6 protein-coding genes are annotated in these 12,809 nt (G+C 64.4%); 2 read left to right on the top strand and 4 right to left on the bottom strand.

Going from position 1 to position 12,809, the window contains the following annotated elements:
* Window positions 1-77: 77 nt before the first annotated feature.
* The gene (locus NR798_RS25130; RefSeq protein ID WP_375765020.1) at window positions 78-836 is read right to left on the bottom strand and encodes a DUF5953 family protein; all 759 of its coding nucleotides are present in this window, start codon (window positions 834-836) and stop codon (window positions 78-80) included.
* 978 nt (window positions 837-1,814) lie between these two features.
* On the opposite strand from NR798_RS25130, the gene NR798_RS25125 reads away from it, so the two are divergent.
* Entirely contained in the window at window positions 1,815-2,471 is a 657-nt protein-coding gene (locus NR798_RS25125) for a DUF4145 domain-containing protein (RefSeq protein WP_375765019.1), read from the top strand.
* A 525-nt stretch (window positions 2,472-2,996) separates the two neighbouring features.
* Here the strand turns inward: NR798_RS25125 and NR798_RS25120 are convergent.
* From NR798_RS25120 to NR798_RS25110, 3 genes are all read right to left on the bottom strand, one after another.
* Window positions 2,997-5,129: a hypothetical protein gene (locus NR798_RS25120; RefSeq protein WP_375765018.1), complete on the bottom strand. Its 2,133-nt coding sequence runs from the start codon at window positions 5,127-5,129 to the stop codon at window positions 2,997-2,999.
* 1,123 nt (window positions 5,130-6,252) lie between these two features.
* Window positions 6,253-10,011 (bottom strand): WGR and DUF4132 domain-containing protein, encoded by a 3,759-nt coding sequence (locus NR798_RS25115; protein WP_375765017.1) that lies wholly within the window; start codon window positions 10,009-10,011, stop codon window positions 6,253-6,255.
* Between the two features lie 73 nt (window positions 10,012-10,084).
* Window positions 10,085-11,383 carry an Ig-like domain-containing protein gene (locus tag NR798_RS25110; RefSeq protein ID WP_375765016.1) on the bottom strand — a complete coding sequence of 433 codons (1,299 nt, stop codon included), beginning with the start codon at window positions 11,381-11,383 and terminating at the stop codon, window positions 10,085-10,087.
* A gap of 250 nt (window positions 11,384-11,633) precedes the next feature.
* Between NR798_RS25110 and NR798_RS25105 the strand changes: the two genes are divergently transcribed.
* Window positions 11,634-12,788 carry a class I SAM-dependent methyltransferase gene (locus tag NR798_RS25105; protein ID WP_375765015.1) on the top strand — a complete coding sequence of 385 codons (1,155 nt, stop codon included), beginning with the start codon at window positions 11,634-11,636 and terminating at the stop codon, window positions 12,786-12,788.
* Window positions 12,789-12,809: the final 21 nt, after the last annotated feature.

Below are 12,809 nucleotides of genomic sequence, written 5' to 3'. Positions count from 1 at the left end.
GCGCCCTGAGCGCCGGTGGTGGCCATGAACTCTCCAAATGGCCGCCTGGAGCAGCGAGTACAGCGCGCCTTGGATGCTCAAGGGGATGAGCGCCCGCCGATCTCCGGGAATCGCTCATAGCCCCGCAGAAGCGCATCCAGGTGGGTGGGGTTCTCGAGATCGAGTGGTGCATCCGTGAGCCGGACCACCCACCCGCCCGTTGCCGTGCGCCGTGCCCGTGAGAGCAGCTCGGCGTCACGGGATGGGTCCGGGAATCCGATGGCCCGAGCGGCAACAGCCGACCAATAGTTCAGCCATCCGAGGAAATGCGGAATCTCAGGCGTGGACCTGTTCCATGGGAGTTCGAGCGCGGGTAGCCCGTGGGGCGGTATGTGCGGCTCATCGCCGGGATGACGAAACTGTTGCGCCACGACCCCCCCATAGCCGCTCGGCGTCGCATGCCCCCATACCGCGCGAGCGCCTTCCGCTACACCTTCGAGCACATCGATAGCCGCCGCGATGCCGGCTGCGTCCAGGGGCAGGTCCGCATGGACTTCAAAATGCGGCGGACTCCCCGCGGCGAGACCGTTTGGGTTTTCCAATCCGGCAACCGTCACGAGGTGGTCGTCATCATCGTTGCAGAGGAACGGAAATCCTCCGTTTGTCATGTTGGCTGCGACCCACTCATCGCGGTGAGGTAATGCGATGAGGTCTTCCTTTTCCGAAGTCGTCCACCCCAGGCGCAAACCAGGGAGTGCACGTTCCATTGCATGGACGATGGCGGCCGGACGGTCGTCCTGCTCCGTGAGCGCAGGCGCATGGGCAATGAGGATGAGGGACCTCTGAGCGGCTGTCATTTCAGCACCAATCCATGACGACTACCCTCAAGACAGGCCAGGGCTGGGAAGCCTCTTGCACCACGCATTGCCCACCATCCTTCCAGGGCAGGTCCGCCGCTCTCCGGAGGTTGGCTCGCCGCGGGATTCCGGCCGCAGACTTCTCTCCTGGGCCCGGTGCTGATGTCGCGCAGGCTGAGAGAAAGAGTAGAAGTGCGATGCACGCTCGGAGACGCATGGTCACGTCCTCTCAATCATGCCACTGAAGGGGTGGAGGCGGCGGGAATCGAAGCCGCTACGGGTGGATCCGCCCTCCCTCGGGACCAGAGGCCACCCCCCCATTTTCCCTCTGAAAATGGGGCGCCCATCTGTCCGGGCGAGTCCAGGCGCGTCCGTTCGGTTTGGTCCTTTTTTGGTCCCCTCTGACCCTCGCCGAACGAGGGGGAAACAAGTCCAAGCATAAGCATGTCTACTGACGCCAAATCATTTTAATACTTTTACCTGCTCGGATGCTGCACTTAGCCTGTCGGCACGCTCTGGACCTCCACTGGCCTCCAGGAGCCCTGCCGGGCTCCAGAGTCCTGCATCAATTTGAGCTTCGGCTACTACACCCTCGCGCGCTCACTGCTCCGAGGTGTCCTCAGCACCTGCCGCTGCGCCGTGGCGCTCTCCACTGTGAGCCAGACTCTTCCCTCTGCGTTGAAGCCCAATCACCGGACTTGCCCTGGAGGTGGGATAGAATGACCACGGGTAGGGGGATGAAGGAAGGATAAAGGCGAGCGTCAGGTGGCTGCGGGTTGCTCGTCAGTAGGCTGTTCTCCTGATTTGAGGGGTCAAATGCACCGTTTGGGTAGTAGCAGATACAAGCAGCACTTCAGTATGCCAATTCCGTGGCAGACGTGTCCGGACTGTGGGCACTCCATCAAAGAGAAAGTCTCTCTGCATATGGTATCACCACCAGAAACGAACGCGGCTATCAACCGTGGAGAACTTCATCCCATGGATGATGGAGGTACTTTCACTGCGTCCGTGAAGTGCTCAAACTGCAATACGGTGATACAGGCAGCGGGAACTTGGTTTAACGATCTCGAAGTCGAAGAAGACGAGAACGGGAATCCGGTCCAACGGGTTGCACATTTCTATTCGCCCAAATGGCTTTCACACTTTCCTGAGTTGATTCAGACCTCACCGAAATTCCCAGATACAATTCGTGCGGCCTTGCGTCGCGCTGATGCCGCTTTTTGGTGGGACCTTCGTTCCTGTGCGACAGCACTTCGCCATGTAGTTGAGATTTTTCTTGATGATCAAGGCATTCCCCGCGAGGGAGTGAAGAAGTCAGGCGATTTGCGTTTCAGGGGTCTTGAGGAGCGTCTTCAAGAGTTTGTCGAGATATTCAAAAGGATTTCCGAGAAAGATGCAGAGGAATTCAAAGACCTACTTGGCGCAACAAAGCTCATTGGCAACGAAGCCACGCACGCGGCCGAACCGCTGACGGCGGAAACGATCGAGCTTGTTTCTAAATTTATCGGTCGAGTGCTTGGGCGGCGCTACACTGGAGATGAACTGCTTGAGGCCGCGCGGCGTATCCTCGCTTCGCATCAGCGCTCAACGGTGAGGCCAGTAGAAAAGCACGAGGATGAGGGCAGCAAGAGTTGATGAACCATTCCACTGAGCCTGGGAGCCAGTGGGCCACATCAACTCCCGGTCCATCATTCTGAAAATTTGGGCTTGCCCCGATTACGTTGACAGTAGGGTTATGTTGCCAACTTTGCGGTAAGGCGGCAAGCTCAAAGTCCACAGGGCACGGAAGGCCGCCAACTCCTCACCGGCAATCCGATGAGTCTGTCCTCCTTGCATGGCCCAGGGGTGTTGGACTTCCTGTCTCCCCGGGCATGGCGCAGCCATCGATGCACCGTGGCTCGGCTCACTGCAAATCGATGGACCAAGTCCTCGTACGTGCCCTCGCCTCGTTGGAAGGCCCCCACGACCCGTTACCTCAAATCCATCGGAAGTGGCCTCGTTCCCATCTTCCACTTTCAACACTCTTGAGCCTCAATGCATTCGTTTCCCGCTGTGACTCCAGTCTGAGGAGTTATGCGCCACTGGGTGCTGCGGCTGTTGGAAAAAGAGGGGCCGACTCTCCTCGCGCAGTATCAGCGCCGTTCCTGCTCGGGAACGCGCTTAATTATCTCTTGCCGGGAAAAGTGGCTCCCACGGTTGATTACGATAGCTTCCTCGCTCCCATAAAAGGGTCAGGGTCGTCTTGGGAGTGTTGTAGTGGAAAACAAGGGTTTTCTGGAAATCACTGAAGCCGAGTGCGCTCTCATGCAGACGGGCCTCAGGCCAGAGTTCTCGCTCGGCACGGCCCGCCAAGATGGATGCTCCGACTTGTCTGCAGAAGCGCGGAAAGTCGGGGGGCCACGCAGTCCCTGACACGGCGTTATCAAAAATTTTGTTGACTGGCTCGACTCTTCCGCGAACGATTTTGATATCAAGCCCGATCGTGGAGCAGTCCTCCGTGATTCGCTTGACGGCAAATTCTGTGGCTGTCGCATAGAGGATATACTTGGTCGCACGGGTGAAACGCTCTACAAGAGGGGCTGGAAGTGGTTGAACTGTCTTTGGAGGCTTTCTTGACTGACCGACCATCTCCCTCAAAAGCCTAATGGCTTGAGTTCCAGAGAGGGAGCAGTCATCGACAAATATTCCTGGTCTTTCGGGGGCGCGTTCGAGCCATTCCCGGAGTTCTGCGTGTCGCGTCCTGATGTGTGCGTGGTGGCTGAGGTAGTTGTTCATTATGGAACTGCTGTCTCCAGGACCACCGAGATTGATGCAGACACCCTCGTCTTGGACCGACTTCGGCAATTGGTCCCAGCCCATCTTTAGCAACGACTCGAAGCGTGCGCGGTCAAGGAGGTCGACGTTGCGTAATAGCTCAAGCATGCATTCGGCATATTTGTCGACGCGGCATTGTCTGATGAACCGCCAGATGTCCTCGGGGCTAATCTTGAGATCATGAGAGCGAAAGCGCTCGAAGAGCGTCTCAATCGGCTCACGATAATCATTTGGGATGAGTTGTGCTCCCCTCTCGCCCGGTGGCTTGATGAGAATGTCTGACACCACTAGGCGCTGTGCAATGGGCCTCGTGAGTTGATCCGAGTGAAAAATGACTGGAGTAATACTCGATGAAGCGAAACGGGTCGCGGGAACAAGGTTGTGCTTTTGCTCAAGGATCGTGTCCCGTAAAGCTTCAATCTGGCTGGCTACATCCGCATTGTTACCTCTGGATGAAACTCGCCAGAGTGGAGCAATAATCGTCCGAAGGGCTCCCCAAGGCACAATGCTCAACTCAGACCAGTTGGTGTGATAACTTGCTGGATTCGCGAGATCCGCCCCCACACTGCACCAGTATGACCCATCGCCATTCCACACGAGGATCACGAGATCTGACCCGGCACTGATTTGATGATGGCGAATTTCGTCGAGTTGACGACGGCGAAGCGCTTCCAAGTCCCAGTTCGTGCAAGCAGAGCGAAGACCTGGCGTATCTAGGAATTTGGGCCAGAACGCGCGTAGAGTCTGCTCCCCGTTTCTCGCGAACGCATACCCCTGGAACTCTCCGCCAAAGGTTGCTCCGGTATCCCCGAGTAAATGCCCAACAAATAGATGTGGTTCACGAAGCGCACGGAGAGCACGGTTCATGTCGGCTTTCGCTGTCTCGTCTTCATAATCACGGGTCGCTGCCTCAAGTCTCTCAGCTTGCTCCAAGATAGCCGAAAAGCATGCCGTTTCGGTTGGGCTTGCAACAAGCCAAATAGGTGCGCTGAATTTTGTAACTGGGCCGTGGTCATCGACTAAGACCACATTCGTCAGCATCACGCGAGGGGCAGAAGGCCCAAAAACGCTTAGCCATGATTCTGGCGTCGCGCAGAGCGTTCCACGGAGAGTGAGGACTCTTGGCGACGAAAGCGCAGGATGCTTCAGGAAGTCCTGCCTTGTGATGACTACTGGGATCCATGCTGTTCCGGTGTTGCGGAGCGAGTCGGTATCGACCAATGCATGTAAGAATGTCCCGCTTGATGTGATGCTTGAGCCCGCAAGAATGGAATCAAAAAAGCTGGACCGCCCCGGATCAAGGGGCGTCGCGGGCGTAAGAGTCCCGTGGATAAGGATGTCAGATGCGGGGAGTCGAGAGGTTTTCAGGTGCTCAGATAGAGCGTTGGGGGTCCATGTTGCACCTTCCAACACTTGTCGCTCGTAACTCGTTAGAGCTGCATCAACGCCGTCTGCCATCGCACGAAGCAGCAGCGCCAACCGATCTATCCACGAACCATTAAACGCCATAGTGCATTCTCAATGAAGCCATGAGTCAGCGGAACATGTTCCAGCCCAGGCTGGCTAGTGCATTTTAGTTTCGATTCCCGACGGCTCCACTTCATTGGGTTGGGCCGAACTGCTACGCAGGACGTTTGCGCTGGACGTGTTCGCGTACATCAGGTGCGGGGGGCAAGCGCCAGGTGCTGGCGTATCTGTCGGCTTCCCGGAGGGGGCACGCCTTTGTGGAGCACCTGGGACTGCCCTCGCAGCCTGCTCCGCTAGCCCTGGCGCAGGGGCCACCACAGCTCGCGAGTGGTGAGCCCCCACGCAGCAGGTATCCAGAGGCCTAACCCCCCTGCTGTCCCCCTCCTGGGAAGGCAGCTCGGGCGGGCATGTGCCCAAAGGCGGCTGTGCGGTCTCTGCTGGCCTAGCGCACAGCCCTAGTGATCTCCGTCAGCGGCCCTCCTCGGACCCTCTACACCGCCCACTCCCTCAACCCTCCTCCCATCCTTCTATACGCCTCCGAATTTGGTCCAAATTTGGGTGCGCCGTGAAAGGTGCACGTCACCAGCGGGTGGAAGTCCCGCCCGAGGAATTGTCGATGCGCCTCGGAAGCCATCGGGCGGTGAAGAGGGGTGACCCTCTGAGCCGAAGCCCCGAAGAAGAAGGCCCCTGAAAGGAGGTCGAGCGAGTACGCAGGCCGCAACGCGAGTGAAGCCTGAGCAGGTCCCGAGAGGACTGACGTGGGCGCCGACCCGTCCCAAATACGGGGAAGGCCGAAGCACCAGGTGGCAGCAATCGACCAAGCCTGGTGGCTCACCGGGATAATGGTCGCGGCATGCGTGCAACGGTGGAGTGCGCAACACGGGAGGCCTGAGCGAGCGGGGTGAAACTCCGCCTCTTCCTTCGCTCCATGAACACTACCTCCCGTGTAGCCGACTTATGAGGTGTGTCCACAAAACCGGGGCAGGCTCAGCCCCCCTCTACTCCGACAAGAATCGGTTTGGTCCCCCAAGGCGAGCTGCGCATCCTCGTTGGGAGGACGCTCGGCGCAGAGCGGCGGGTAACTTTTAGTGGAAGCGGCGGGAAGCGAACCCGCCGCGCGTCCGTCCGCCTCCCATCAGGAAGGCCGTAGCCCCTCGAGATCCCTCACCAGCTCGGAGAAGAGGATGGGGTCGAGCGTGCCGAGCGGGTACGTGCCCTCCTTTCCCCAGGTGTTGGGTTCGCGCACCGTGACGGTGCCCAGCGTCTGCTCGGGGGACTCGGAGAGCATGCCCGTGAAGAGGCCTGGATCCAGGTCCAGCTCGATCATGCGATCCGGACCGAGGTGCTTCTCCATCCATCCCGTCACGCCGCCGTCCTGCGGCGGACCCCGGCGCCAGCCGCGCGTCTCGAGCCCCAGCACCTTGCCGGTGGGCACCTTCAGCCCCTTCACGCGCACCAGCTCCGTGCCCGCGCGCTCCTCCGCCGTCGGCGCATAGGTGGGGCGGCCCAGCTGCGCGAACGGCTGCAGCAACTGGTAGTCCGCGAAGATCTGTCCCCAGGACCCCGCCGTCTGCCCCTCGAGCTCCAGCGCATGGGGAAGCCCCACGCTCGCATCATCGGGCAGCGTCCACGTGTCCTCGTTCAGGTCCGCGAAGGTCCGGTCCTCGGCGACGCGGAACGTGGCGGCCAGCTTCCCATCCGCCGTGTAGCTGCCCCACACCAGGCGGCGCACCACGTGGATGAGCAGCGGGTGCTCGACGAAGAACTGGCGGAACGTCTCCGCGCTCCAGCGGCGCCGGGCGCACATGGCCAGCTCCATGCGCAGCACCTGGAGGCCCGCGGCCGCCTTCGCGTCCTTCTTGAGCGCCTTCCACCGCTCCTCGGCCGCCTGGGACTTCTCCGGGTCGTCCTTCTTCGTCGGCTTGGGCAGATCCTTGAGCCGCGCGCCGGTGGCGTCCTTCACGAAGGGTTTGAGCTGCTCGTCGAAGCCGACGGTGAAGGTGCGCTCGCCGAAGTCCAGCGGCAGCGAGCCGTTGTCATCCAGCCCCAGGTCCGGCACGAGCCGGTCGGCCAGCTCGTCGCGGGTGAGGCCCCGGGCCTCGGCGATCTGCGCGATCTTCTCCTGGGCGTTCTGCTGCAGCCCCTTGAACTTCACCTTCTCGGCGATGCCGTTGAGGTAGATGAGGGTGACGTCGGTGCCGATGGCCGCGAGCACGCTCAGCCCCGTGACCGCGCGCGCGTGGGCGGCCTCTCCGGGCCACTGACGGATGAGCGGCGCGAGCTTGCGCGCGCAGTCGTCGTCACCGAAGTGCCCGAGCGCCAGGAAGGCCCAGCCCTCCTTGCTCGGCGCGCCCGCCACCATCCACGCCTCGAAGAGGCCCCAGGCGAAGCGGGCGAGGCTCGCGGGCTCACAGGCGGCCTTCACCTGCGCCACGCCGGCATAGGGCTCCTCGAGGGAGGAGATGGCCAGGCACATCCCGAGTGTCTCGACGGCCGAGACGGGCAGCTTCGCCGAGCGGTCGGCGAGCAGCGGCCGGGGCAGGGCCGCCGCGGAGAAGAAGTCGGGCAGCTTGGGCAGCTTCTGGGGGAAGAGCTGCAGCGGATCGAACGCGAGCACCTGCGCGGCCGCCTCGCGCACCTGGGGCGAGACGCGCCCGGCCACGTCCAGCACGGTGGCCTCGTGTCCGTTGGTGGCGAGCAAGCGCAGCGCGGCGCACGCGGCCTCCTTGAGCTTGCCCTGTTTGCCGAGCGCGGCGGGCAGGAGCCCGGCGGCGGCGTGCTCGGGGTGGCGGAGCAGCCAGGCGCGGGCGTGGGGTTTGGCCTTCTTCGAGCCCGCGAAGGCCTCCGCCACCTGCGGTGCCAGCCGCGAGACGCCGAAGGGCAGCAGCAGGCGGTACGACTCGCCTCCCTTGGCGTTGACGCTCAGGAGGAGGGCCGGGAGCGCCCCGGCCCCGAGGTGCGCGGCCATGGCGGGCATCCACGGCTCGTCTCCCCACTGGTCGGGCTGGAAGTTCGCGATGTGCTCGAGGGCGAGCTCCACGGGCGCGTACACGAAGAAGCTCGCCCGGGGGCGCGCGGTCGGGGGCAGCACCTTGCGCACCTGCTGCCACTGCTCCGGGGTGTGGAGCGAGTACCGCTCGGACGGATGGCCGTACTCCCAGCCCTTCTCCTGGGACCAGGCCTCGCGCTCGCCTTCGCGCCACACCACGGTGTCGGCAAGGGCGGGCGGCGTCACGTCCGTGAGGACGGGGAGGGCGGCGGGCTTCCCCGCCTTCCAGGGCGGACGGGCGAGCACGGGCGGCAGCTGGGAGGCACTGGCCTCGGGGACGTCGGGGCCGGCGGACACCACCTGGAGGCTGGTGACGAGCTTGCGCACCTCCTCGGACAGTCCGGGCAGCTCGGCCTTCACGGCCTCGGGGGCGCGGCGCACGAGCGTGGTGAGCACCGCGCGCGGGGCCTCCGCCTCCTTGCCTCGCTGAGCGGCCCTGGGCACCAGCAGGCGCAGGGCGCGGCCGGGCCAGCGCAGGGACGCCTCGAGCGCGAACGGCATCACCTCCTTCTCGAGGTTGTCGAGCAGGAGCGTCATCGCCTCGTCGCTGTTGATGACGGAGGCGAGCTCCGCCCAGCCCCGCCGGCTCTCGGCGTTGGAGTACTGCTGGGTGGCCATGTTCCGCAGGATCGCGATCGCATCCACGCCCACGCCATCGAGCAGCGAGGGCAGGTAGTCCCGGGGGTAGTAGCCGCCGAGCAGGTAGATGCCCTGGAGGTGGGGCGCCACGCGCTCGACGCTGGCGCCATCCGAGAGCGAGCAGAGGAAGAGATCACTCCGCTTGTCCGGCTGTTGATCGAAGGCCTCGGCCTCGGCGCGGACCCAGGCTTTCTCCGTGGGGAAGAGGAAGGCGGCGCCGGCACGCTGCTCGTCGGTGGCCTGCTCTTGGAGGGCCGCGGCGGCATCGCGGGCGGCCGCGTAGCCCGCGTCATCGGTCTGCGTGGCGAGCAGGGCACGCAACCGGGGCAGGCCGAACAGCTCGCCCCGGCTCATGCTGTTGTACCAGTCCGTGCTCGGGCCCCGGTGCGCCGCGAACGCGGGAGCCGCTCCCTCGAGGTGCATCGCCAGCGACAGGAGCACGGCCCGCGTCGCGTGGACCGGTCCTCCCAGGGAGAACAGGAGGTCCACGGTGGCATCGACGTTGGGCGTCTTGTCGTTGTAGCTCGTCCTGTGCTGCACGAACGTCAGCAGGACGGCGTCCTCCTCGGGAGTCCCGATGGATGGCTCGGTGCCGCCCAGCCGCGCCCCGGCGGCCGCCGTCTGCGCGGGGAAATCGCCCCCCTTGGGCTTGAACTGGCCCGCGAACCTCCCGAACGCCTCGACGGTCGCGGCCCAGGCCTTCTTCGCGGAGGTGAGGGGACGGACCGGAACCGGGAGTCCCCCGCGCCGCGGGTGCACACGCCGGAGGAGGGACTCGCTCCAGAAGATGGGCTGCCGGGCATCGGAGGGGGCCGGTGCCGCCAGAGCGGGCGCGGGCGCGGGTGTCTCCTCCGGGGCGGAGGCGGGAGCCGGAGCGGCGGCCGTCTTGGCGGCGGCCTTCTTCCGGGCGGGAGCGGGCGTGGTCTGCTGCACCTCGTCCGGAGCGGCGGGCGGGTTCAGGGTGGTGGCGGGGGTGGCGGCCACCACGGTGTTGGTGCCGCCCTCCACCTCCGAATAGCCCTTCTTCTGCTTCTCGGCGATGAGCTTGTCGTGCTCGGCCTGGGCCTTCGTGGTGCTGGCGAAGGACTTCTGCTGGGTCTGCCCGTCGGTCCCGATGCGTCCCCAGCGCACCGTGAACTCCGTGCCCTGGAGCTCGATCTCCCAGAACTTCTTCGACGAGCCCTCGACGAACTCGAAACGACGCATGCCTCTGTGCCCTCCGGAGGGGAGCGAGCGTAGCGCGCTCCCACTCCGGAAGTGGAGGCCGTTGTGGCCGCCGTCAGTTGTTGGGAGCGCCCGCGAGGATCCAGGAGCGGATGCGGGTGAGCTGGCCCGGGTTGTTGTCGAAGTAGGCCGGATTGAACTGCGGCATCCGGTCGCCGCAGACGGGGGTGGGGCCGAGCTTGTTCACCAGCAGGGAGGCATCCAGATTGCTCGGGACCACGCGCGTGCGCCCCGCGCCGCCGCAGGGGGCTCCCGCGGCCGAGGTGTTGACGAGGGAGGAGTAGGAGCTGCCCGCCAGCAGGTTCAAGCCCCCGCGGCCCGCGCTGCTGTGGCAGCCCGTGCACTGCGCGTCCCAGATGGGCTGGATGTCCCGGGCGTACTCGGGGACGCCGACCTGCACTTCCAGCGTGCGCGTGACGGAGGCCGTCCCATCGGAGACCGTGACCTGGAAGGTGTAGAACGTGGCCGCGGCGAGATCGGGCGAGCGCCACTGCGTCGCGGAGGCCGCCGGAGTCACGAAGGTGCCCTGGCCCGCCACGCTCGTGCTCCAGGCGTAGGTGAGGGGATCTCCATCCGGATCGGTGGCGCCGATGGAGAGGTTGACGTCACCCGCGACCACCGGGGCGGCGGCGGTGATGGCCGCGTCCACGGTGGGCGGGTGGTTGAGCGAAGGCACGTTGGCCACCGCCACGTCCACCGTGGCCTGGGCCGAGCCACCCCATCCATCCGAGACCGTCACCTGCAGGGTGAAGGAGGTGTTGCTGGAGAGGAAGGGCGCCGTCCACGTCCGGGTGGCTCCGGTCCCGCCGCCGAAGGTCCCCGCCGGAGCGGCCGGCACCTGCGTCCAGGTATAGGTGAGCTCATCCCCGTCCATGTCGCTGGCCGTCACCGAGAGGCTGGTGGCCGAGCCCTCGTCGAAGGAGGCCGGCGTGGCGAGCACCCGGGTGATGGTGGGGGCGTGATTGGACGGATCGCTGACGGTGATGGAGATGGGCGCGGAGGTGGCGGAGTTGCCCGCCGCGTCGTGGACCGTGGCGGTGACCTGGTGGGTGCCGGGGGTGGTGCTGGCGGAGTCCCAGAGACACGAGTAGCTCTGGCCGGAGTTGCGCACCCCCTCCGCCGTGCAGGCGGAACTGCCGTCGACCGAGAACACCGCCTTGGCCAGCTTGCCGTCGTCCTCGGCGGTGGCCGTCAATTCCCACTGGCTGCCGCTGCCCGCCGTCGCCGTCACCGTGATGTTCTTCGGGGCCGTGTTGTCCTTCTCATCCTCATGACCCGGGAGCCACTCGCATCCGAGCCCTCCCAGGCTCAGCAGCAGGACCGCCTGCAACGACTTCTTCTGAAACGCGTGCATGAAATCTCCCCTGTTCTCGGGCACCGCCCGGAGGGTCGACTATCGCACGTTGGTCTCACGCCTCCGAGGGCGAGGACCGCGGCTTCGCGGCACCGAAGACGCCGGGCAGCGGCAAGCGTGAAGGAATTCACACGTGCCCGCGCGCGTTCACGTACAGTGCTCCGCCACCACTGCGCCAGGGCGGGGGGCACAGGGCCATCTGCGGGCTCCATCCTCTCCGTCGGGCACCCATCCTTTCCGGAGAAGCCGCATGGATGTACCTGTCTCGTTCCGTCTCAACCCGAAGGGCCCGGCCGCCGCACGCTACTCCGCCGGCAAGGTCCCGATGACCACGCTCATCGAGGACTACATCCACGAGCGTCTCGACATCGAGGGCGACTTCCGCGCCTTCATCCGCGAGCGCCACTCGGTGGCCGACTACAAGTTCGTGGCGGACCACTTCAAGTTCCTGCTCACCAACTTCCTGCCCGAGGTGCTCATCCACTCGCAGGAGCAGGACATCCGCATTGGCCGCGAGCACTACGACCGGGGCAACGACTTCTTTGGCTGGTTCCTCGGGCCGCGGATGATCTACACCTCCGGCTTCTTCACCTCGCCCAACCAGACGCTGGAGCAGGCGCAGGATCAGAAGATGAAGCTGGTCTGCGACAAGCTCCAGCTCAAGAAGGGCGAGCGCTACCTCGACATCGGCTGTGGCTGGGGCACGCTGGTGGCGACGGCCGCGAAGGACTACGGCGTGGACTCGACGGGCATCACCATCGCCGAGAAGGGCGCCGCGTACGGCACGGAGCAGATCCAGCGCATGGGCGTGAGTGAGCGCGCCCGCATCCTCACGCTGGACTACCGCGACATCCCCCCTGGGCCGTACGACAAGATCTCCTGCCTGGAGATGGCCGAGCACGTGGGCGTGCGCAAGTTCCAGGACTTCATGAAGCAGGTGTACGGGATGCTCGCCGATGACGGGCTCTTCTACCTGCAGATCGCCGGGCTGCGCGCCAAGAAGGGCACCCTGGGCTTCCATTTCGAGGACCTGGTGTGGGGCCTCTTCATGAACAAGTACATCTTCCCGGGCGCCGACGCCTCCATGCCGCTCTCCTTCGTGGTGAGCAACCTGGAGACCGCGGGCTTCGAGATCCACAGCGTGGAGAACGTGGGCATCCACTACTCGCTCACCATCTCGCGCTGGTACGACAACTGGATGGCCAACCGCGCCGACGTCGTGAAGACCTATGGCGAGTGGTGGTTCCGCCTCTGGCAGATGTTCCTCGGCTGGTCCGTGGAGATCGCCGCCCAGGGCGCGTCCACCTGCTTCCAGGTCGTCGCCAACAAGAACCTCGATGGCTTCAACCGCATGCGGTGGGTGGGTGCCACGAACCTGGGTGAGCGCGACCTGAAGTCCAAGTAGGCCGTGCGCCGGGGAGCCCCG

It is taken from the genome of Archangium gephyra, assembly GCF_042230915.1.
Classification (GTDB): Bacteria; Myxococcota; Myxococcia; order Myxococcales; family Myxococcaceae; genus Archangium; species Archangium gephyra_B.
Note: the sequence above shows the minus strand (reverse complement) of the source record. Positions and strands in the feature narration are given on the sequence as shown.